This is a genomic window from Paenibacillus sp. 22594 (assembly GCF_052044425.1).
GTDB lineage: Bacteria > Bacillota > Bacilli > Paenibacillales > Paenibacillaceae > Paenibacillus_AQ.
Window position 1 is genome coordinate 1,485,539 of record NZ_JBQENA010000001.1, and the last position, 23,691, is coordinate 1,509,229.

18 protein-coding genes are annotated in these 23,691 nt (G+C 49.5%); 4 read left to right on the forward strand and 14 right to left on the reverse strand.

The features are described from left to right. Positions 1-124: 124 nt before the first annotated feature. Positions 125-1,204, reverse strand: a complete 1,080-nt coding sequence (gene tnpB, locus ACTJKB_RS06665) for an IS200/IS605 family element RNA-guided endonuclease TnpB (RefSeq protein WP_440832622.1) — start codon at positions 1,202-1,204, stop codon at positions 125-127. 184 nt (positions 1,205-1,388) lie between these two features. Here tnpB and ACTJKB_RS06670 point away from each other — a divergent pair, with 184 nt between their 5' ends. Further along, positions 1,389-2,588, forward strand: coding sequence for an AI-2E family transporter (locus tag ACTJKB_RS06670; protein ID WP_440832624.1), 1,200 nt, complete (start codon positions 1,389-1,391; stop codon positions 2,586-2,588). Here ACTJKB_RS06670 and ACTJKB_RS06675 read toward each other — a convergent pair. From ACTJKB_RS06675 to ACTJKB_RS06710, 8 genes are all read right to left on the reverse strand, one after another. Next, a complete protein-coding gene (locus tag ACTJKB_RS06675; RefSeq protein ID WP_440832626.1) occupies positions 2,549-4,345 on the reverse strand; it encodes a peptidoglycan D,D-transpeptidase FtsI family protein in 1,797 nt (598 codons plus the stop codon). The genes ACTJKB_RS06670 and ACTJKB_RS06675 overlap by 40 nt on opposite strands. 233 nt (positions 4,346-4,578) lie before the next feature. Continuing rightward, on the reverse strand, positions 4,579-6,645 hold the full coding sequence (locus tag ACTJKB_RS06680; RefSeq protein WP_440832627.1) for a methyl-accepting chemotaxis protein: 2,067 nt from the start codon (positions 6,643-6,645) through the stop codon (positions 4,579-4,581). Positions 6,646-6,687: 42 nt separating this feature from the next. After that, on the reverse strand, positions 6,688-7,647 hold the full coding sequence (locus ACTJKB_RS06685; RefSeq protein WP_440832628.1) for an acetylxylan esterase: 960 nt from the start codon (positions 7,645-7,647) through the stop codon (positions 6,688-6,690). Between the two features lie 544 nt (positions 7,648-8,191). Beyond that, entirely contained in the window at positions 8,192-9,217 is a 1,026-nt protein-coding gene (locus tag ACTJKB_RS06690) for a glycoside hydrolase family 130 protein (RefSeq protein ID WP_074109612.1), read from the reverse strand. Between the two features lie 60 nt (positions 9,218-9,277). Next, positions 9,278-10,111, reverse strand: a complete 834-nt coding sequence (locus ACTJKB_RS06695) for a carbohydrate ABC transporter permease (protein WP_440832629.1) — start codon at positions 10,109-10,111, stop codon at positions 9,278-9,280. A 5-nt stretch (positions 10,112-10,116) separates the two neighbouring features. Beyond that, positions 10,117-10,998, reverse strand: a complete 882-nt coding sequence (locus tag ACTJKB_RS06700; RefSeq protein WP_074084708.1) for a carbohydrate ABC transporter permease — start codon at positions 10,996-10,998, stop codon at positions 10,117-10,119. Between the two features lie 126 nt (positions 10,999-11,124). After that, positions 11,125-12,498, reverse strand: a complete 1,374-nt coding sequence (locus ACTJKB_RS06705) for an ABC transporter substrate-binding protein (RefSeq protein ID WP_440832630.1) — start codon at positions 12,496-12,498, stop codon at positions 11,125-11,127. 394 nt (positions 12,499-12,892) lie between these two features. Further along, positions 12,893-13,654, reverse strand: coding sequence for a response regulator transcription factor (locus ACTJKB_RS06710; protein ID WP_440832631.1), 762 nt, complete (start codon positions 13,652-13,654; stop codon positions 12,893-12,895). A 275-nt stretch (positions 13,655-13,929) separates the two neighbouring features. Here ACTJKB_RS06710 and ACTJKB_RS06715 point away from each other — a divergent pair, with 275 nt between their 5' ends. From ACTJKB_RS06715 to ACTJKB_RS06725, 3 genes are all read left to right on the forward strand, one after another. Continuing rightward, positions 13,930-14,880: a glycoside hydrolase family 113 gene (locus ACTJKB_RS06715; RefSeq protein WP_440832632.1), complete on the forward strand. Its 951-nt coding sequence runs from the start codon at positions 13,930-13,932 to the stop codon at positions 14,878-14,880. Between the two features lie 82 nt (positions 14,881-14,962). Further along, on the forward strand, positions 14,963-16,192 hold the full coding sequence (locus ACTJKB_RS06720) for an AGE family epimerase/isomerase (RefSeq protein ID WP_440832633.1): 1,230 nt from the start codon (positions 14,963-14,965) through the stop codon (positions 16,190-16,192). A 1-nt stretch (position 16,193) separates the two neighbouring features. After that, the gene (locus ACTJKB_RS06725) at positions 16,194-17,378 is read left to right on the forward strand and encodes a glycoside hydrolase family 130 protein (protein ID WP_440832635.1); all 1,185 of its coding nucleotides are present in this window, start codon (positions 16,194-16,196) and stop codon (positions 17,376-17,378) included. A gap of 176 nt (positions 17,379-17,554) precedes the next feature. On the opposite strand, the gene ACTJKB_RS06730 is transcribed toward ACTJKB_RS06725, so the two are convergent. From ACTJKB_RS06730 to ACTJKB_RS06750, 5 genes are read right to left on the reverse strand one after another with little or no spacing between them, the layout of a single operon-like run. After that, the gene (locus ACTJKB_RS06730; protein ID WP_440832637.1) at positions 17,555-18,406 is read right to left on the reverse strand and encodes a hypothetical protein; all 852 of its coding nucleotides are present in this window, start codon (positions 18,404-18,406) and stop codon (positions 17,555-17,557) included. A gap of 56 nt (positions 18,407-18,462) precedes the next feature. Further along, a complete protein-coding gene (locus ACTJKB_RS06735) occupies positions 18,463-19,251 on the reverse strand; it encodes a class I SAM-dependent methyltransferase (protein ID WP_440832638.1) in 789 nt (262 codons plus the stop codon). 41 nt (positions 19,252-19,292) lie between these two features. Further along, complete coding sequence (locus ACTJKB_RS06740) at positions 19,293-20,357, reverse strand: LacI family DNA-binding transcriptional regulator (RefSeq protein WP_440832640.1); 1,065 nt, start codon at positions 20,355-20,357, stop codon at positions 19,293-19,295. Positions 20,358-20,415: 58 nt separating this feature from the next. Continuing rightward, on the reverse strand, positions 20,416-21,696 hold the full coding sequence (locus ACTJKB_RS06745; RefSeq protein ID WP_440832758.1) for an ABC transporter substrate-binding protein: 1,281 nt from the start codon (positions 21,694-21,696) through the stop codon (positions 20,416-20,418). 22 nt (positions 21,697-21,718) lie between these two features. Next, complete coding sequence (locus tag ACTJKB_RS06750; RefSeq protein WP_440832642.1) at positions 21,719-23,605, reverse strand: sensor histidine kinase; 1,887 nt, start codon at positions 23,603-23,605, stop codon at positions 21,719-21,721. Positions 23,606-23,691: the final 86 nt, after the last annotated feature.

Below are 23,691 nucleotides of genomic sequence, written 5' to 3' on the forward strand. Positions count from 1 at the left end.
GTGTACAATGAATTCAAGGTGAACTACACCCCACCTAAGAGGTGGGTGCTTCTTGGTCAATAGAGCTACTGCTCCAAGTTTACCCAAGCTTATAGGCTAGTTCCTAGCCCAAATCCTTGCCATATTATATGGCTAATTTCAGTAAGTTTTTAGCTGCGTTTACATCTCTGTCATGTTGTGCACTACATTCAGGACATGTCCATTCACGTACAGCAAGGTTCTTCACTTCTGAGTTTTTGTACCCACAGCAGGAACAACATTGACTACTTGCGAAGTGTTTAGGCGCAATCATCAATTCTCTACCGTACCATTCTGATTTGTAGGTCAGCATTTCTCTGAACATGCTCCATGATACTTCGGATATGGCTTTCGCTAATTTGTGATTCTGCATCATGTTCTTTACACGCAGGTCTTCCATCACGATCACTTGGTTATCGCGTATCATTTGGGTGGACGTTTTGTGCAAGAAGTCTTTATGCTGATTCGCTATTTTTTCATGAAGCTTGGCAACCTTCAGTCTTGCTTTATTTCTGTTATGGCTTCCTTTTTTCTTTCTCGACAGGTCCTTTTGCAACTTGGCTAATCGGTGTTCAGAGTGACGAAGATGTTTCGGGTTTGCAACGACTTCGCCACACGAAGTAATCGCGAAGTTTTTTAGTCCCAGATCCACGCCAATCTTCTTTTCTGTTTTCGGCAGAGGGATTCGTTCTGTTTCCACCAGTACGGATGCAAAATATTTTCCTGATGGTGTTTTGGATAGGGTGCAGGATTTGATTCGCCCGGTGAATGGACGATGGACCTTGATTCGGATTCTTGTCTTTAGTTTCGGAATTTTAATCGCTCCATCATCAATGGCTATCGTTCCGTTTTGATTGTTTGTTGTGAAGCTATGGTTGTTCGTTTTCTTGCTTTTGAATTTAGGGAAGCCCACGTTCTTATCCCGAAAAAAATGCGTATAAGCTTTCTCTAGGTGGAGCTGAATGTTTGCTAATGCCAGGCTATCCACTTCTTTCAGCCACGGGAATTCTTTCTTGTACCGGGCAGGTGTATTATGGAGCATTTTCTCTGTTTGTTTATAGTGTTCGATCTTATCCGCAAGCATTTTGTTGTAGATAAACCGGACACATCCGAACACCTTGGCTAGATATTGTTGTTGCTCGTGGTTGGGATAGATCCGGTACTTATACGCTTGGAGTACGAACATGCCACACAACTCCTTTCCAGGAATTTACGAATTTATTATAGCACAAATGTTCGCATGCATGGATGTTCATTTCCTTTGGATTAGAAAGACCGTTTACATTCATCCCACCACTTTAGAAGCGAGGGGAATTCTAACAACTAGTGGTTAATTTGTAAATTTATCTAAAAAGGAGTCGTTTATACCTATGCTGCCTCTGTACAAAAAATATTGGCGCACCTTCTTCGACATCGGTCTGGTCGTACTGACAGTGTATCTTGTAATGTTAGCTTTCAGTATGCTTTACCGCTTAGCAGCGCCTGTATTCTTATCCTTTTTCGTATTTCTGCTGATCGAGCCGCTGGCCCGTTTCCTTAACCGCCGGGGAATAGCCAAATCGTTCGCATCCGCCATTTCGGTAATCCTGTTCCTGATTGTATTACTGGGCGTTTTGTTCGGCGCCGGACTTCTCATTACGATGCAAGCGCTCCAGTTCCAGGATGATCTACCCCGATATACATATATAGTCCAGCAGCAGTTTGCTGAGACAACTACTTATTTGCAGCATAAGGTCGATGCGCTCCCTCCTGATCTTACTAACAAAATCAACGGTTATTTCAAAGAGGCAACCAATGTTCTTTCGGGCTGGCTGGTGATCTTTCTTAAATATATGATCGGAGTTCTTGGCTCCTTCTCGTCATTTATGGCTAATTTCGGCATTGCCATTATTTTAGCATTCTTTCTCAGCATGGAGATTAAAGACTGGCGTAAAATTGCGCATGACAAAATGCCGAAAACCTTCAAGACCGCTTTCGCCTTTTTGCAGGGCAATGTCTTCAAAGCTATCGGCTCCTATCTTAAAGCGCAGCTGATTCTGATCAGCATTACGTTTGTGATTGTGCTGGTGGGCCTCTTCATTCTTAGGAGCGGTAATGAAATTACCATGGCACTGGTCTGTGCCGTGTTCGATGTGCTTCCGCTGCTCGGCGTGTCCACGATTCTGATTCCCTGGATTGTATATCTGTTCATTGTCGGAAATACTTCGCTTGCCATTGGGCTGCTTGTGCTGCTTGTAGTAGTGCTGATTGTGCGGCAGCTGCTGGAGCCCAAGATCACAGGTAACTCCATCGGTGTATCTTCGGCGTTCCTGATGCTATCGTTCGTGATTTTGTCCAGCTCTCTCTTCGGATTCGCAGGTTTGATCCTCTCGCCGATCCTGCTCATTCTGCTCAAGGAGCTGTTACAGCAGGGTTATCTCCAGCGCTGGATCTTCCTGCCGCAGGAAGAGTTCATCGTCTCGCCATTTGCTGCATCCGGTGAGCCATCGACACCGGGAGGAGCAGCGGTTTCAGGGGAAGGGGACGGAGCTCAGGCTCCCGCAGATTCCGACAGAAGCTCAAACACCTGACCGAACAGCCGGGTGGCGGCATGCGGACTCCCAGGAGCCACATCCTCTACCAGAGCGGATACAGCATATCTGGGATGGCCAACCGGCCCATAACCGATGAACCATTGGTTATTGCGGGACACCCCCTTCACTAATGTCTGGGCTGTCCCTGACTTGCCTGCTACGGGCCACTTCGTGCCCAGCAGGCTTTTGCCCGTTCCATCCGTTACAACCTTGCGCATTAGGGACAGGAGCACCCGGGCTGTCGATGGCGAGATACTGCCTTGCGGAACCGGAGACAGATGCGACGGCAGCTCCTGAAGCGTTTGACCGTTGGCAAACGCCACCCGCTCCAGAATGCGCGGTGCCCGCACTTCGCCACCATGCAGCAGCGTGACTAACAGGTTAGCTGCCTGCAGCGGTGTAACCCGGACATCGCGCTGGCCGATCGCTGTCTGCACTCTGGCCCCGCCGTCATCCGGCAGCAGGGTGGTGAAGATGCTACCCGGCTGCTCTCCCGACAACGGTCGGAGCAGCGGCAGTCCAAGCGTATTCTCCGCTTGCCAGCTGATATCCCTGCCTAGTCCCAGAGCAAGGGCTGCGGACTCCAGCTGCGCCCCGTTCAGGCGCTCAGCCAGTGAAGCAAATACGGTATTGCAGGACACGGCGAACCCTTGCGCCAGGGTAAGGGAGCCGTGTCCTTTGCCTTTCCGGCAGGACAATCCATATTTCCCGTAATGTCCAGAGCAAAAGAACTTGTCTTCGGGAGAGGTTAGTCCGGCTTCCAGTGCCGCAGCGGCGGTAACAATTTTGAAGATCGAGCCAGGAACCGCCGCCTGCAGCGCCCGGTTGTTCCACTCACCGCCCTCAGGCGAGATGTGCCCCGGATTATAGAATGGGAATGAAACCATGGCCTCAATATCCCCGTTTTTCGTATCCAGAACAACAACTGCGCCTTTCTTAATTCCGGATTTCACAACCAGCTTCTCAATCCCTTCCTGAAGATGCTTATCTATCGTTGTGTATAAGGACAATGGATAATACGGATTTCCCGGTGCCCTTACCTTAAGGGGACTACCCGGAAGACGGTTGCCCCGCGCATCTACCTGCGCATACACTTCAGTATGGCCCACCCCCTGCAGCAGGGGTTCCAGCGTCTTCTCCAGCCCGTCGGTTCCCGTCATTGGAATTCTTAAACCCGTTGTTGATTTCTTCATCTGGGCTGCCGAAGCTTCTGACATGTACCCAAGCCACTGGCGCCCTGTAACTTGCTCTTCATACCTGCGGGCAAAAGGAAGCGCCCGCACACCGTCGATGGCAAGTGATTCCACCTCTTCAGCCTGTCCCAGGGTCAGCTCCAGAGGATTCTTGCCACTGCCGGACGGCCAAAGCAGCGGTTCTTTTAGCCCCCTGCGCCTTGTTTGAAGCTGCTCATAGGTCACACCCAGCACAGTGGCAAGACGCTGCAGCTGTTCCTTGCCCGCGGTACTGTCCGCCGCAGCTTTAGTCTCCTCCTGCGGAAAAAAGGCCGCAGTCCACACGGTTTCACCCGCCAGCGGCTGGCCATTGCGGTCATACAGACGGCCACGACCACTGTCCAGCACCATCTCCCGCTCACTCTGAATGGCAGCCATTTGTGCCATAGAGTATTCCGCCCCCGGTACCTTACGGTCCTTAAGCAACAGCTGGACCCAAGCAAGCCTTAGAATCAACACCCCCACCAGAGCACACAAGATGAGCGAACCCCAAATGATACGTTTATGAGCAAGCTTGTGCAAAGCCATTCCTCCTGATGTTTGTTAACTCACTAAAAGCTCCATGGCATCTATTATGCCCACATGGCGGATATATTACCTGAAGCGTTCAAAACGCTACATCCCATACCTCTCCACGTATGGACGTTTCTCTTCAGCTTCCTGCACGCCAAAAGACGCCTCTTCCCGATTGGAAAGAGGCGTCTTTGCTTGAAGTGTTCATATAAATACATCGGCCCACAGCCTTTGCACCTTGCCTATACATTAAACTTCGAGAGTCTTTCTTTCAGCATACTTGAAGCGAGCTCCAGCTTGCCGGAGAGGTCGACGAGATAATCGCTGACACTTTGCTGCTCTCCGCTGAGGGAAGCCACCTCCTGTGAGGCTGCCGAGGATTGCTCTGCAAAGGAGCTGACATTGCTAATCGTTTCCGACAGCACATGCTGGGATTGATTCAGCCCATCAATGGATGCTCCCACAGATTCCAGCCGGGAAATGAAATGATTCATCTGGCCCTGAACCGTTACAAAGATGTCACTCGTGTTCCGGACTGAAACGGTCTGCTCCTCAAAGAGTGGAGCTACCTCAGACAGAGCAGCTACTGTCCCATTCATATCCGACATAATTTTGTCGGTAATTTCAGCCACCATGGCAATGGAGCGCTTGGACTGTTCCGACAGCTGGCGGATTTCATCGGCCACCACCGTGAATCCTTTACCTGCTTCACCTGCACGAGCCGCTTCTATCGACGCATTCAGCGACAAAATATTGGTCTGCTGCGTGATGCTCTGCATCACATCCAGAACTCTAATGACCGAAGAAGCGGTATCCTTCAGTTCATTGACCTTCATGACGAGCTTGTTGGTCATATCGCCTGTTGTCTGCGTTTTGGTAAGTAGTTCCTGAAGCTTCCCAACACCTTCCTGACTGGATTGTCCCACATCATGTGCGGTGCTCTCCATCTCGTGGGCCGCAGATATCACCATATCCATCCGCCCGGAGATCTGTGCTGTCATCTCATTGCCGCGGTCTGCTTCCAGCGCAAGGCTTCCGGCTCCACCGGCAATCTGTTCCGTCGCCGCCGCAATATCCCTGGCCGACGCAGCCGTCTTCCGCGAAGCGCTGCCCAGCGCATCCGCCGTTTCCAGCACCTCACGCGCCGTCTCGTTGGTATGCACTACCAGCTCAGTGATCCGCTCCATCATCAAATTAAAAGAGCCCGACAGCTGGCCGATTTCATCGCGGGAAGACACTGCCGTCCGGACCCGCAGATCACCTTCCGCACCCTTGAACATCAGGTCCCTAAGCCGGGATAGCGGACGGGATACCATTCTGACCATCCACAATCCGATCAGAATTGCAATGAACGCAGCGGCCGCAACTGCGATGTAGGTCGTAGACAGAATACGGCCTGCATCCTTAACCAGATTCTCTGAAGGCACAACACCAAGCACTCTCCAGCCTGAGCTCTGCAGTGTGCCGTAGACTGCCAGAATGGATTTGCCTTTTTCGTCTTCGGTCGGCAAAGACCCTGAGGCCTCGGTCAGCCCCTTGAACAAGGTTCCTCCCAAGCGCAGATAGGAATCCGCCTGCTCCTGGGAAGAGGCGATCAGCTCGTCTTTGGTTGTCAGCAGTTGGATGTAGGAATCCGTCCCAAGGTTAACCTTTTTCATATGCTTATCCAATTCTCCCGTACTGATATCGGCAACAGCAATATAGCCCATTCCTTCCGAATCCGCTGCGATGGACTTGGCTAAATGAAATACACCCGAAGTATCCCCCTGCTTCAACCCTTCCGTAACAAACAAGCTCTGAGGCTTCTCTTTCAGCTGCTTGAACCAGGAAGCCTTCCTGATCCCATCCATAAATGTATTATCCTTAGTTCCGGTCGCAGATACAGGAAGGTCCTCATTTAGCGGGATCAGGTAGACTGCCTGGACTCCATTGACCGAAGACATCCAGCGTTTCAATTCGCTATTGATTCGTTCCGTCGGATTCTCGTGCTCAGCACTGCTGTCCATGCTCGCACTTCCCTGGCTGACTGCATCCTGAATATCCCTGCTGTAAAAAAGCTGACCCAGACTGTCTTCAAATCGCATCAGGATAACGTCCAGCTTCTCTGCCGTTTGCTCGACGGTCTGCTGATTGGATGTCAAGGCGTTGCTCTCTATGGTTCGTTTGGCTACAGAGTATGAGGTGTATCCAAGGGATAATACAATCCCCATCGTCGCAATGAAAAACACGAGAAAGAGCCGCACCCCTAGCGACTTGGAGGGGTGCAGCCGAGTAAGAAATCCTTTGCTGCCTGCTGCTGGTTTACTCAAAAAATCACCGCCAGATCTACGATATTCTTGCACGGATTCCCGTTACAAGGTCATGAAGGTCTGTAGCGTCCGATCGGCAAGATATGGAAGATACTCATGACCGTATTCATGATATACCATCAGGTCTTTTGTTGCTGTGATTTTATTGTATGCTGCGAATTGTGTCGAAGGTGGACAGATCGTATCTACAAGTCCGGTTACCCATAGCACTTTGGCCTGAATTCGGCTTGCCAGATTCTGAATGTCGATGTACCCGAGCCGGTTGAAAACCTCTTCCTCCCGTTCATGATGCGGATCAAAAAAGCGGAAATAGTAGTTAATCTCTTCATAGGCGGAAGTCGTAATATCCAGCTCCCATGCCCGTTTATAATCGGAAAGGAACGGATAGACCGGAACGGCCAGCTTAATCCGTGGTTCAAGGGCAGCACAGGCTACGGTAAGTCCTCCGCCTTGGGACAGGCCGAATGCGCCGACCCGTGCGGGGTCTACTTCGGGCATATTCATTAGAATCCGTGCCGTCTGGGCGGTATCCAGGAACACGTTCCGGTAATAGAGCTTGTCCGGACTCGGATCATCGATTCCACGGATGATATGACCGCGGATGGTTGTGCCTTGGACCGTAAGGTTGTCCTCGGACAAGCCGCCTTGTCCGCGGCAATCCATAGCAAGTACACTAATGCCGTGTGCGGCGTAGGTAACCTTCTCCATCCAATCGCCACTATCGCAAGAGTAGCCGTGGAACATGACCACGCCTGGTCCTTTCACCTGTTCCGATTTCTTCGGTCTCACGTATTTGCAATGCACTTTGGCACCGCCTACTCCGGTAAAATACAGATGGAAGCATTCCGCCAGCTCGCTGGTAAACTCCGCAGGTACCAGTTCGTAATCCAGCGTCTGTGCCTCGAGATCAGCCAGGGCGCGTTCCCAGAATGCATCGAAATCGGCAGGCTTCGGGCTGGAGCCTTCGTAGGCTTTTAGTTGGGGCAGGGATCTTTCGGACATAAGAAATCCTCCTTAGGGTTGGATTGAATTGTGTTGGCAAAATGCGTTGGTTGCAGGCATGGGGAGTGTACGGCGTAACTGCGGGGAATGTTGGTTCCGATCGCTGTTGTTCCCGGATTTCCTGATTTGTACCGCCAGGCGGTAGAAATCCGGGAACAAAGGCGAACGCTCCGCTTCTCCACTCAACATTCCCCTCCGTTACTCCCCACTCCCCATCCACCAACAGGGTTTGCAAGAACAAGTTAAATCCAATAAGTCGGATTTAACCGTTAAGACCAAAACCTTAAGATCAAAACCTTAAGATCAAAACCTTAAGATCAAAACCTTAAGATCAAAACCTTAAGATCAAAACCTTTAAGATCAAAAACAAAATGAAAAACCCATTAAGCATGGGTTTTGGGTTGATGCAGCAACGTGACGGCCACAGAGATGGCCGCCACTCGCTGCAAAGGTAAGGGCATAAAGCTCACAGATTCAACTACCTCATAGATTCCTTAATGCCGCTTCGCAGACATTTACATCTGCTCAAACTGCAACTTCCAGTTTAGATCTTGCCCAATCCGGCGTCGTCGCCGACTTCCTCATGGGTTTCGATCACGTAGTTGACGATTTCTTCAACAGTGGTGTAAGCAACGCCTACATAGGTGTCTGCTGCGCCATAATAGATGGCGATGCGGCCAGTTTCAGCATCATTCAGGGTGGCGCAAGGGAAGAGCACGTTGTTCACGAAGCCTCTTTCTTCGTACCACTCCTCTGGTGTAAGCACGAAGTTCTTGGAGCGGTATTTGACCTTGGATGGCTCATCCTTGTCCAGGATGACTGCACCCATACTGTATACGAGGCCGTTGCAGGTTCCAGTAACGCCGTGATAGAACATCAGCCAGCCTTCGGTGGTCTCGATAGGGGCAGGGCCGCCGCCGATTTTGGTACTCTGCCACCAGCCTTGACCGCCTTTGGTCATGACATGTCGATGTTTACCCCAGTATACAAAATCAGGGCTTTCGCTCAGGAACACATCGCCAAAAGGCGTATGGCCGCTGTCGCTCGGACGGGACAGCATCACGAAGTTGCCGTTTATTTTTCTTGGGAACAGTACGCCATTACGATTGAACGGCAGGAACGGATTTTCCAGGCTGACGAAGGTTTTGAAATCCTGGGTTTTGGCAACACCGATCGCGGCGCCGTAGAAATCCGTACACCAGATGATGTAATAGGTATCTTCGACTTTGACCAGACGCGGGTCGTAAGCATAACGAGGCATGTACGGATTGCCTGCTTCATCTATAAACTGAATCGGTGCATCGTCGATTTTCCAGTCTAAGCCGTCTGCACTGTGGCCCATGCGCAGATGAGGACGGGTAGTGTTGTCCTCTACACGGAATACCCCCAGAAAGCTGCCATCATAAGCAATAACCGCACTGTTGAAAATACGTGCCACGCCTTTTGCCGGGTTGCGTTTGATCACCGGATTATCACTGTGTCTCCATACCGGACTATCATTGCCTGCAGGTCTGTCCTGCCAAGGTATATTCGGGATATTCTGACTGGCGATCAACTTAACTTCTTTCATAAGTACAATTCCCTCCGTGAGCGCAGCGGTGCTGCGAATAATTTAAATGAAGAACCGATTTTATTTTACCGACCCTTGGGCAAAACCGTTGTAAATGTACTTCTGCAAAGCAATGAAGGCTATCAGTGTAGGGATAATGGCGATCATAATAGCGGCGCAGATAACCTCCCACTGTGAACCATACGGACCTTTAAATTTGAACAGCGCGGTGGAGACCACCTGCAGGCTGCTTTTTGGCATATACAGGAAAGGGGTATAGAAGTCGTTGTAGATGTTTACGCCCTTCACAATAATCACCGTTACAATGGCCGGACTCAGAAGCGGAAGGATAATTCTCCAGTAAATTGTCCAGTATGAAGCTCCATCCAGCATTGCTGATTCATCAAGCGATTCGGATATAGAGTCCAGGAACTGCATGAATATATAGACGGCGATAATATCCGTACCTAGGTACATCAGAATCGGTGCCCAGCGGGTGTTGAACAATTCCAGCGAGTTGATGATCTGGAAGGTGGCTACCTGTGTCGTAACTCCGGGAATCAGCGTCGCGAGCAGAAAAGCGCCCATCAGCAGCTTGCTGCCTTTGAACCGGAAACGTGCCAGAATGTATGCCATCATCGATCCGGTAAGTGTAGCACCGGCAATAGAAATGACTACAATAATAAGAGTATTCAAGAAGCCCAGGAGCATATTCCCGTCCACAAAAGCTTTGGTATAGTTGGCGAAATTCAGCCAGTTCTCCGGCAGGGTAAGCGGACCCGTTGTCGCATACTCTTCATTCGTTTTTAATGAAGCGAAAAAGACGACAGCAATCGGAATAAGGGCCATCAGCGCTCCCAAAATCAAACTGAGGTATTTGAAGAAAGAGGCTACGTTGTATTTTAAAGTATGCATAGTTCTTACTTCTCCTCCTTAATCAGAACACGCTGCAGAATGGTGACGAGAACAACAATACCCAGTAGCACTACGGCCATTGCCGAAGCAAGACCCAGCTTGCTGTATTTGAAGGCCACATCGACGGTCTGGATGACAAAGGTGCCGCTGCCGTTGGAACCGCCGGTCATGACATACGGAATTTCGAATACACCGATCGCTCCGCTTACCGCGAGGATCAGATTGAGCTGCAGAATGCGTTTGATGCTCGGAATAATAATGTGTCGGAACTGGTGCCAGCGGTTGGCTCCGTCAATTTCGGAAGCTTCGTAAATATCACTGCCGATGGAGGAAATCGCTCCAAGGAAGATGATAAAGTTCATCCCCATATATCTCCATACCGATGCAAAGGCGAGGGAGATATTGATCAGGTGGGGATTGAGCAGCCATTTCTGCTGCCAGGCTCCAAGTCCAACGAGATCAAGGATGGTGTTCAGGGTGCCTTCCGGCTTGAAGAAAAACAGGAAAATAAATCCGATGGCCACACCGTTCAAGAGTGTCGGAAAGAACAGGATTCCTTTGAACCAGTTCTTCATGCGGACATTAAAACTTAAGATCGTGGCAAAATACAGCGCCAGCCCCATTTGGACGAAGGTGGCGAAGAAATAATACAAACTCACCTTGAACACGGCGAAATACTCTGGTTTGGTGAAAATCGTCTTGTAGTTGTCAAAGCCGATATACTCCATGTTTTTGCTAAGACCATTCCAGCTTGTGAAACTGTACTGGAACATTTTAAATACAGGCAAATATGAGAACGTCAGCAACAGAACTACCGGAACTAATGAGAATAAAACAATGATCAATATCCGCTGATTTTTATAACTTAAGTTGGACAATCTCTCCACACCTCCTAAGAAGACTGCTTATCACTCCAAATCCTTCTCCACACCACAAAAGTGAAGGGGAAAACGCCGCTTCCGGCATCTCCCCGTTCTCTTCAATCTGTCTTCACTCCTGCGTATGATCAAAATTTACTTAGCTGCCGTTACTTTGGCTCTTGCAGCTTTCCATTTATCATTCAGATCTTTCATAATGTCGTCATAGGAATCTTTTCTGTTGCCGATCGCTGCTTCGATGATCACTTTCTTGAAGTCAGGCTGCCAGAGGCCAATTTCAGCTTCTTTGTCGATGGCATCAACCCAGCCTTCTTCACCGGCTTTTGCAGGGGCAATCGTATCAAACGTTACATCCGTACCATTAAATTGTTTCAGGATTTCCGGAAGCTCAGCGCCTTTAACCGGGCTCATGCCGCCGCCTTCAGTGGTAGGATAGCCGGATTCGTTGATGAACCAGTCCACCCAGGCTCTTGCAGCTTCTTTGTTTTTGCTGTGGATGCTTACACCCAGGTTATAGTCGTCAGACAGTGGAACCAAAACTTTGTCGGCGTTAGTTGGGAAAGGCATAAAGCCTACATCGTCAGGGTTGGTTGCCAGGCCTTTGATTTGACCGATTGCCCAAGATCCCAGCATCATGGTACCGATTTTGCCATTAGCCAGGTCAGCCTTGGAAGATTCCCAGTCTGTAGTCGTAGGGTCTTCTTCAATCAGGCCATTCTTGGCAGCGTCATACAATACTTTGTACAAGTCGTAGTGCGGCTGGCCTTGAACGAAGTTATCGTCCGATGCTACTTGTCCGATATTTACATAATCACGATTTCCGGCTACGGTAGCCAGATCCGCTTCCCACTGTGTCAGTGTCCAACCGGCAGCGTAGTTCGTATAGAGAGGAACTGCGTCCGTTTTGTCCTTGATGCTCTTCAGCGCAGCAGAGAACTGGTCAAACGTTCTTGGAACCTCAGTAATTCCGGCATCCTTGAATACTTGTTTGTTGTAGATGACACCGGAGAAGTTAACTGTGATCGGAATCCCGTAAGAGATACCATCTACACTGCGTTCTTCCAGCCCGGTATATTGCTTCTCCAGATCGGACATTTTACCCAGCGGCTCAAAGAAGTCCGGCAGGTCTTTGATGGCTACACTTGTAGGCAGCAGCAGAACATCGCCGTAATCATTTGTGCTCATGCGGATTTTAATCTGATCTTCGTAGCTGGACAGCGCTTCAAAGTTTACTTTGACATTCGGATATTTCTCATTGAATTTGGCTGCATAGTCTTTGAATACGGTATCAACAATATCCGTTCTTTGTGTGATGACCGTGATATCCCCTTTGATATCCTTGGCTGCGTCACCTTCAGGCGCTGCTGTTGCCTCGGTGTTTGTTCCAGTATTGCCTGCATTGGTTGCTGCAGCATTGTCTGTGTTATTGTTGTTCGATGAACAACCTGCGAACAAACCCGCCATCAGTGTTAGTGCTGCCAGACTAGTAACTGCTTTGGTATTCTTCATTGTTTTTTTGACCCCTCTCTTCATTTTGAACCTTGAACCAAATAATAACAAAACACTAACAATAATCACCACAAATTAACGATTTTACTCCAGAAAAATCAGTTGATTCTCTATTTCGTTTGAAAAGTGATGATGTTATCGCTTACAAACACATTATAAATCGTTTCCAAACCCAAAACGATGGTTTCAATTGTTTTTTCTGGTCTTCAATTTGTTATTTTTGTTTTTTATATATCCAATTTGTTATCTACTATTATATGAAGAAAAAGGAAATCTCCCCATTGCAGGGAATCCGCCTTCATACAGTACACGCAGAATAGCCCCGCAGCAAAGCGGGGCTAAATTTGTATTATAAGATTTTTCTCGACCATGATTATCTCGGCCGCTCCTCCATCTATCTGCAACGGCTCTTATAATCCTTCGGCGTCATGCCGCACATTTTTTTGAACAGCTTATTAAAATATACCGGATCACTGTAGCCGACCCGTTCAGCAATTTCGTAATTCTTCAAATCCGGCTGACCGATCAGCAGTTCCTTGGCCTTGGCGATGCGAATGCCTATCAGATAGTCTGTAATCGTCTGACCTGTCTTGTATTTGAACAACCGGCTGATGTAGCTCGCGTTCATTCCCACCGTCTCCGCCAACCGTTCGAGTTCAAAGTTATGGCCGTATTCCTTCTCCAGGATACTTTTGGTCTGTTCAACCACATAATGTTCCCCACCCTCGGGGGCCAGTTGCGCTGTACCTTCCGGCTCTGCCTCTACAAGTTGAAGCTTTTTATTCTCTTCCACACTTTTCAGCAAATCGTAAAGCTGGGCCTTCTCAATGGGTTTAAGCAAATAATCGAGCACTCCGTGCCGCATGGCCCGGCGGGCATATTCGAATTCACTGAACCCGCTCAATACCGCTATGGGGAGATGCTTCAGATGCCCTCTGACCTCTTCAATCAGCTTGAAGCCATCCATTCTTGGCATCTTAATGTCTGTAATAAGAAGGTCTATATCATTCTGGCTGAGCTCCCGCAGATGATTCCAGGCCTCCAGCCCGTTGCCGTAGGAACCGATAACCTCAACTTCCAAATCCATTCTGGAAGTGATTTTCTCAAGCCCACGGCGAATCACTTCCTCATCGTCCGCAATCATGACCCTGATCACCACAAATCGCCTCCAGTCTAGTTACTGCCACAAATGTTTGCGCTATCATTATCAATTATAAGCTTCATTTTCTTATTAGCATATGTGCTCTAATGTACTTTTCTAGTCTTGAATTTACTTTGCCCATTTTATCCTTGAAATCACTCCCGAAAAGGGTTATAACTAAATTATATTGTTGTTATTGTTAAATAACAAAATAATAATAACAAGATAACAAAATACCTAAATGTTTCGATCCCTTTATCCTACTATTCCGACAAAGCGAGGTTACTGAGATGTCACTGCAGAATGAATATGTCGGAGGCGTTACCTGGGGTTTCATGGGCACACGCGGGACCTGGGCAAATGAAGAGGCTGAAGCTTCAATGGAGCTTATGAAGTCGGTCACTGGAGCGAACTGGACGGCTATCGCTCTAAGTGCGGTTCAGGCTACTCCGCAATCCACGGAAATTCCCTATGGGGATAAACCCACAGTTACCGACGATGAGGTCTTTTGGGCAATCCGCAAGGCGCACTCGCTTGGTCTGAAGGTATGCCTGAAACCGATTGTAAATTGTGCAGACGGCACTTGGCGCGCTCACATCAATTTCTTTGATAAGGATGTTCCCTGCGAGCCCAAATGGTCGGACTGGTTCAGTTCTTACACTGCCTTTATTTTGCATTTTGCCGCGATCGCAGAAGAAAGCGGTTGCGAGATGTTCTGCATCGGCTGCGAGCTGGTCATGTCCGACAGACGGGCTGCAGAGTGGCGGGCCTTGATTGCAGAAGTGCGCACCGTATACAGCGGAATCCTTACTTATAATTGCGACAAGTATCAAGAGGACAATGTGACCTGGTGGGATGCCCTGGATGTAATTTCTTCGAGCGGCTATTACCCCGAGTCGGATTGGGAAGCGCAGCTTGACCGGATTGAGGCAGTGGTGAAACGCATTGGCAAGCCCTTCTTCTTCATGGAAGCGGGCTGCCCAAGCCGCATCGGCAGTGCCGCCATTCCAAACGACTGGTCACTGAAGGGTGAACCGAGCGAGGAGGAACAAAAGCGCTTTTATGAGGCCATGTTCCGCAGCTGTGAGGGCCGGGAATGGGTCCAGGGCTTTATGCTCTGGGATTGGCCGGCGCGCCTTTATCCACTGGAGACGGCGGCAGTGAACGATGACTACTGCATGTACGGGAAATCGGCGGCAGGTGTTATTAAGGAGTATTACAGTTCCAAGACTACCACTTAAGTTTTTGCTTCAAAAGCGGGTGTTGTACGAAGTAATACTGTAAGCAGATGCTTACAAAACTTAAAGGAGGAACTACAACAAAATGAAGAATTCACCTCAGGTATGGCTGAACGAGCTGGAGGAGGAGCTGAAGGGTAATATTTTGCGCTTCTGGATGGAACACACACTGGATGAAGCACATGGCGGCTTTGTGGGCGAGATCGACAACCAGATGAATGTCATTGCCGGTGCCGAGAAAAGCCTTGTGCTCAATGCGCGGATTCTATGGACATTTGCGAGCGCTTACCGCCTGTATGGCACAGCTGAATACTTAAAGATGGCTGAACGTGCCTACGACTATCTTAACCAGCATTTCATAGATGAAGAGCATGGCGGTTTGTTCTGGATGGTGGATGCGCATGGAGTCCCTTCCCAGCCGAAGAAACAAATCTACGGCCATTCTTTTGCCATATATGCGCTTGCTGAATTCCACCATGCTACGGGACGTGCTGATGCGCTGCAGCAAGCGATTGACCTGTTCCATATGGTAGAGAAATACGGCTATGATCCCATTTATAAAGGTTATATTGAAGCATTGTCCCGTGAATGGCAAATGACAGATAATCTGAGTCTCAGCTCGAAGGATATGAACGAGAAGAAATCCATGAATACCCATCTGCATGTGCTGGAAGGCTATACCGGCCTGTACCGGGTATGGAAATCGAAAGAACTGAAGAGCAAGCTGGCCGAACTGATTGAAACGATGCTGGAGCATATCATTGATGCCGACGGCAAACATTTCCACCTGTTCCTGGACGAAGAGTGGCATGTCAAATCCGAGAGCATATCTTTTGGCCACGACATCGAAGGGAGCTGGCTGCTGGTTGAAGCCGCAGAAGTGCTTGGAGATGAAGATCTGCTTGAGCGTGTGCGCAAGGTGGCTATTTCCATGGCCGACGCCGTGCTTGCCGAAGGCATTGCTGAGGATGGCGGAATCTGGAATGAAGCGGACAAGAACGGATTCATTGACACGTCTGAAGAGTCAAGAGACTGGTGGCCGCAGGCTGAAGCCATTGTGGGCTTTTACAATGCGTACCAGTTGACGGATGATCAACGCTTCCTGGAAGCTGCCGAGAATGCCTGGGCGTTCACTGACAAATATATCGTCGACCACAAGTATGGCGAATGGTATTGGGGGATTGACGAAGCCCTGCAGCCGCTAGCCCATGCACCCAAGGTCAGCGCCTGGAAATGTCCATATCATAACAGCAGAGCCTGCTTCGAAATGATCGGACGCCTTACCTCAACATCCACCATAAAGGAGACAAAATAAAATGACTGCAAACTTTCAAGAACGCAAACAGAAGCTTACGGAGCGCTACGAGGCACTGATTGGCCGCAAAAATGAGAAGGTTCCTTACGGCAACGGCATCTATGACCGCTACCAGTACCCGCTGCTCACTGCCGAACACGCACCGCTGATCTGGCGCTACGACTTCAATCCGGAGACCAACCCCTATTTCGCAGAAAGAATCGGGGTTAACGGTATTTTCAATCCCGGAGCCATTGAGCTCAGCGGCAAATTTTATATTGTTGCCCGTGTAGAAGGCAATGACCGCAAATCCTTCTTCGCTGTAGCCGAAAGCGACAGTGGCGTGGACGGCTTCCGCTTCTGGGATCACCCGGTAGTGCTGCCTGAAACGGAAGACCCGGATATCAACGTCTATGACATGCGCCTCGTGAAGCATGCGGACGGATGGATTTATGGCCTGTTCTGCACCGAACGCAAAGACCCTGATGCCCCTCACGGCGATCTGTCCAGCGCAGTTGCCCAATGCGGTATTACCCGTACCAAGGATCTGAAGACCTGGGAACGCCTTGCTGACCTGAAGACCGGCTCTGCACAGCAGCGCAATGTGGTGCTGCACCCTGAGTTTGTTGACGGCAAGTATGCCTTCTACACCCGTCCGCAGGATGGATTCATCGACGCCGGTTCCGGCGGCGGCATTGGCTGGGGTTTGTCGGATACCATCGAGAACGCTGTAATTACGAGCGAGTCCATCATGGACCAGCGTTACTACCATACGATCAAAGAAGTGAAGAACGGCCAAGGCCCGGCGCCAATCAAAACACCACGCGGCTGGCTGCACATCGCTCACGGTGTCCGCAACACCGCCGCAGGGCTGCGCTATGTGCTGTATGCCTTCCTGTCCGATCTGGAAGAGCCTAATAAAGTCACGCATGCACCAGGCGGACATTTCATCGCTCCCGATGGCGAAGAACGTGTTGGCGATGTATCCAACGTTGTATTCTGCAACGGTGTGATCGCACGGGATAACGGAGACATCTACATCTATTATGCGTCCTCCGACACCCGCATCCACGTGGCTACCACAACGGTTGACCAGATGCTGGATTATGTGCTGAATACACCTGAAGACCCGCTTCGCTCCTATGCGTGCGTGCAGCAGCGGATTGCGATGATTGACCGGAATGTTAAAATGAACCTGAAAGCCTAGCATGTCGGGTGTCGACGTAACTGCGGGGAATGTTTGGACTTCCGGCCGCTATCGCTCCTTCAGTTCCAAACTTCCCCTCCGTTACTTCACCCTTAATGTTATTTTCTGAAGTTCTTTTATAAGAGAGTAAGCAGAGGTAAAAGGCGGCCCAGTGGAATTCCACTGGGCCGTCTTTGTTATAAGTTAGTGAAATATTCTGATACAATCCCCACTAAAATTTGCTTATATTCGTTTTTATCATAAGAAGAGTTATCCACTATTTCCGTGGCCATTTTGATGCTGTTCAGTATTTCTTCTTCCAATCCACTTCTTGCCTTCAGAACCTGTAAAGTTCCTTCTAACCCTGTGCAACCCTGTTTTTTCCCATACCCTTGGCTTGTATAATATTCAATAAATCCCTCAGACCATTCTTTCGGCCTTTCTTCAACAGCCTTTCTGAATGAATAATCAGGATCGTTCTGCTTCACGTAAATCAACAGTGGATTCAGACGCTCAACAATCGTAGCCAGTTCTGTAACATAACTAATAACGTCTTGCCTCTTTGCGCCATATTTAATCATCCCCATGGTTACAGGGTTTTGTATAAAACAACAATCAAAAATATAGGTATCTGAGCCATTCATCACATTTGCCGCAAACTTCTCCCATCGCTCTGCTATCAGTTTCCTGTGCTGATCCAGCGGCAATTCATACACATCATTTTTAGCGACTGTATCCAGTAATTCATCCGGGAAAGTTGACCCGAATTTATTTTTCATCTTCCGATATTCCAGGAAGTAATTATCACCATGTATAATCACATGATTACTCAACAAATCTCTACACTTTTCATAGGTACTCAATAATTCATCGAATTCACTTTTCTTAAAACAGGCGACTCCATCATAATCAGCCGGATGCTCCAGATCCCCTTCTAAAAACAGTTGGGATTTAAGATTCATTTCCGTAAGGATTTCATGAACCACTTGAGCCGTTGTTGTTTTGCCGGAACCTGGTAGCCCCTCAACCAGAACTAACTTCGGTTTCATCATATCCCCCTCCATTTTCCATCCTGTTTCAGCAGCGTTTCCGGCCACCGACTACTCTAAACTGTAGCCCGCACGATGTAATATTCTACCGTGGTCGGCAGGCCATGGGCAGTCTGATGCTGAGCGAAGATCCGGCTGATCTCTGGCAGACTGCTCTCCATAACCATTTCATGTACGGCAGACGTTTGCCCAAAGCAGCGAAGTCGTACAATGTCTATAGGCCCATGCAGGTACTGTGTACTGAGCACCGTCTCTATTTCAGCTTCAGCAAATCCGCTCGCATCAAGCCGCTGCTTAATCTTGTCCAATACTGGAGTCCCTTCCTGCCGTGGACCATACAACCCAGGGAACAGGATTGACAATTCAGGAGACAACCGGTCACCGGGGTGGAGAGCAATCAGCTGTCCTCCTTTTCGAATAATTCTGGTTAGCTCAGGGTATGCGGATGTGGGCCCTTTACGGTTATACGCACAATCGAACTCATTCTGCTCAAAAGGGAGCCTGATCTTGGTATTAGCCGTAACAAAGGACACATTGGCAGGGGCAGTGCTGTTCGCGGTATGTATAAAATCGGCTGTAACATCAAGGCCGACTATGTGCTGGACAACAGGACTCCACCCAATCGTAAAATCGCCATGGCCGCAGCCAACGTCGAGCACTTTTTTCCCCGGAACCATTCCGGCGACCTCCTGCGCAAATATCTGCTCTGCATCCGGCCCCGTGATCGTTGAATTCCAGGGATAGGCGTATTTCCCGGTGAGACTTCCCAGCCCGGCATACCACTGGAACGAATGCGGCATAATCCAGTCTTTGAGTGTTGTCGGGTCTATAAGCGCTGCTGTCAATTCATCAACCTCCCTGTTCATAAAAGATAGCTGAATGCTTGCTACTCCCGCGGTCCTGCCACCGAATCCCGGTGGACAATATCAGCGGAGATCAGAATTTTTTCCAGCGGCGCAGACGGGTTGTGGATACGGCTCAGCAGCTTCTCCACCGCGGCCCGGCCCATAGCTTCCTTGGGCACATGTACGGTTGTGAGCGGCGGAACGCCGCGCATGGCATCCTCAATATTATCAAAACCCGTAACGGAAATATCAGCGGGGATGGATACCCCTTCTTCTCTAAGGACTTCACACACGGACAGGGCCGTGGAGTCGTTGGCACAGATAAGTGCGGTCGGCAGGTTTTTGGCTTTTTTGCGTTTGGTTATCCAGAGCTTGAATTCATCACGGAACGAGCCGTCATCCATGCCCCCCAGCAGCAGCATCTCGTCGTCACCGGCTGGCGTTTTCATATCATTCTCCTCTAGGGCACTTCGGAAGCCGATCCAGCGATCACGGAAACTCCGGGAATAACGGATATTGCCGATAAAATGAAACAGCGTATGTCCGATACCCATCAGATGGTTGCTGAGCCGGGTCATGGAATCAATGTTGTTGGCGAACACGGTATCGCTGGGAATGAGCGGGTCCTCATGGTCAATCAGCACCATCGGCAGGCCGATGCGGTGCACCTCTAGCAGGAGTGAAGTGGAAATCTGCCCCACCCCCACTAGACCAAGCAGACCGCTCGGATTGAGAATATGGATGAAGTTATCGGCGCGGTGCTCCGAGACAATGACCATGCCCAGGCCTTCCTGATCAAGAGCCAGCGCGATGCCATCGATAATTTTCCCCCAATAGAGGGAATCCTGGGTCTGCGCCCGGATATTCGGCATCAGAACGAGCACAGATTGCTTGCCCCGGTCATTGCCGGACACCGGAGACGGGCGTTTCACATTTTGCACATATGCATTCTTCTGAGTAAAATACCCCAGCTGTGACGCAGCTTGAATGACCCGCTCCCGGGTGGTTTCATTGACGCCTCCTTTTCCGGAAAGCGATTTGGAGACTACGAACTTGGATACACCGAGGTGGTCGGCGATCTTTTGCATGGTCACTTTTTTTGCCATAGGAAATACCTCCAGATTATCTTGATTGCACAGCAGCCGCCTGTGGTCCGGGAGAAGCTTATTGGCCTGCCCGTGCTTCTTTCCACTTCTCATTTAATACGTCAAAAGCCTTTTGTAAATCCGGTGCAGCGAGCAGCTCCTGAATATAATCTCCTGACCAGAAGGACAGCTTCGCCCGGTTCGACATGTCGATGAAGGCGTCTGACTGCACAGTAGCCTCGATCAGCTTGGGATGATAGGAGAGAAACTCGCTGTATTGCGGCATCGAGGGCTCCTCCGTGTCGTCAGCCGGCAGAAATCCCGAGTTCGTGGTATAAGAGGTTTCTGTTACAAAAAACTTCACCCAGGCCATCGCAAGCTCCTTGTTATTGCTATACCTGCTCACCCCTATGAACCAATCGGGATTCAGCAGGGCGTTGTGGCTGGTACTATTATCATAAGGGAACGGGAAAAAGCCAATATCCTCTGACTTCGCACCGGCATCCAGAATCTGTCGGATCGTCCAGTTCCCCTGAAGATACATCCCTGCTTCCCCCTTGGCCAGCATGGTCTTGGAGATCTCCCAGTTATTTGAGAACAGCTGATCCTCCACATAACCTTTGGCAAGCATGGTCCTGGCAATCTCAAGCGCCTGGCCCCATTCATTGCCGATCTTCCAGGGACTGTCCTCATGTACCATATTGTTCAGGTAATCAGGATTGCCTGACATATAATTAACCAGGTTGTCGCCCCAATCCCGCAGCGGCCAGACAGCACCGTAATTCATATAGAGCGGGATAATGCCTGCCTGTTTCAGCTTGGCGCTGGCTGCATAGAATTCATTAAGCGTTTGAGGTACCTTCTCAATCCCGGCTTTTTTAAAAGCCTGCTTGTTGTAGACAATTCCGCTCGTAGTGGTGCCGGTGGACAACCCATATCTTTTGCCGTCATACGTGGCGAAGGTGGTGAACTTCTCCTGTGCAGCCAATTCATCGGTCAAGGGTTCAAAAAAAAGTCCCAGCTCTTTAGCCGGCAGGTTCACCGGAAGCAGCAGCACGTCCCCCGCATCCTTGGTAGACAGGCGGACCAGAATGTCAGTAGCATAATTGGACAAACCCTCAAATTCCACATTGGCTCCCGGATATTTCTTATTGAACTTATCGGCGTAGCCTTTGAACGTCCCGTTCTCAATCAGATCGATCCGGTTCGTCAGCATTACGATGGTACCGGACAATTCGGGCGGACTATCGCCTCCAGCCGGAGATGGTGAGGGCAATGCTTGTTGACTGCCTTGGCTGTCACAGCCGGCAGACAGCAGGAACAGCAGCAGGATGGTGTGCATGGGCCAACGTAATTTCATCCGTTTCAAGCGGATTCCTCCTCTATTCTCTTCCCTTCATTTCCTGGTCTAGCGGGCTCAGCAGCGGCAGAGATAAAATCACATCCGTCCCTACTCCCGCCTCACTAAAGACCTCAATACCATAGGCCGCTCCGTAATGAAGCTGTATCCGCTGATGAACATTTTTCATCCCAATCCCGCCATTGATGCTTTTCTTCGGAGGCATTTCATGCTTCAGACTGTCGCTCAGCTTATCGAGTGTAGCCTGTTCCATCCCGCAGCCGTCATCCCGGATATGGAACAGAAGCTTGTGCTCTGTCACTTCGCATTTAATGCTCAGATGCATCTGGTCCTTGGTATCATCCAATCCATGGTAAGCGGCATTCTCAATAATCGGCTGAAAAACCAGCTTAATCATGGAGTAGTTGTCCAGCGTCTCGGGAACATCGATCTGCAGTACGAACCTTCCGGGATACCGGCAGCCCAGCAGCTCGACATAATTGCGGACATACAACAGTTCCTGCTTCATGGTTGTTATACCGGACAACTCACTGGTGCTGTAACGCAGGAGTTTGCCCAGAATGGAGATCATATCCGCGGCTTCCACGTCATCATTGATCTCTGCAGTCATACGGATGGATTCCAAAGTATTGTATATAAAATGCGGATTGATCTGGCTCTGCAGCGCCTGCAGCTCTGCTTCTTTCTTCTGTTCCTCAATCCGGTATATATCCTGAATCAGCTGCCGGATACGGGCCAGCATCCGGTTGAATTGATGGCCGAGCAGGCCAATCTCATCCCGCCGTCTGACGCGGAAAGTCACATCCAGATCGCCGTTCTGCACCTTTTTCATCAGCTCGATCATTTGGGTTAGCGGTTTGGTTAAGGCAAACGACAGAATAATCGAAATGATCAGCGCCAGTACGATAATAATCAGGGTAGCGGCAAAGGTAGCGTTACGGGTCAGCTTCACCCCGCGCGTTAGCTCATCCACAGGAATAGAAATGATGACCTTCCAGTTGGTCTTGGAAGAGCTTGAATAAATATTAAGCCGTTCCTCGCCTGACACGGTATCATAAAAACTCCCGGCATTGCCTGAAGCCTGACGGAACAAGCTGGTATGGGAAATATCGGTCGTCAGAAGTCTCTGCTCGCTGTCAAAAATCACTTTGCCGTCCTCATCCACAATGATTGACTTACCGTGGGTTACGGTATCCAGCTCGGCCACCTGATTTTCCAGATTGCTGATGTTGGCTTCAACTGCAATCAGTCCAATCGGATTCCACAGCCCGTCAACAATTTTGCGGACCACAGTGAAAGCATAGCGGGTGCTCTGCAGATTACTCGTATACGCCTGGGTGCCAAAGAGCAGCGCCTCGCCACTGGAATTCTTGGCCTGCTCGCTCCAAAATTTGTAGCTCTGTTTCAGATCCAGACGAACACCGCCATCCTTGGCAGAATAATATCCATTGCCGTAGCCGTCGAAAATATATACCGAATTGGTTCCCCGCTTAATATTGTTAATGAAGGAGATATTCCCTTCAATACCCCGCTGAATGGACAGGAGTAAATCGAAGTCGCCAGGAGCAACCTGAGTGCTGTTCCCCTTGCTCTCCATCATCTGTTGTTGTTCATAGTAGCGGTTCGAGCGGATCAAATTCTGCTTGATATCGTTTACATAGGCAGGCATGGACGAAATCCGTTTCATATCCTCTATGTAGTCATCAATGGAATCCATCATCTGGTCAATCAGCTTCTCTGAATAGGCAACGGTGTTCGCCTGAATCGATTCGGAGTAGCTCTTGAAGCTGATCACACTAATGAACGAAAGCGGAAGCGTAATAATAATCAGGAAGACCAGGAGCAACTTGCGTTCCATGCTCATGTCTCCCACATAGGACCACCAGGTGTAACTGCGTTTTACTTTCATTCGGTCCTTCTCCTTGTTCCAGCTTCACCTAACATTTCAAGAAAAAATAACAATCCCCTAACAAAATAATTATACGTGTTAGTTCC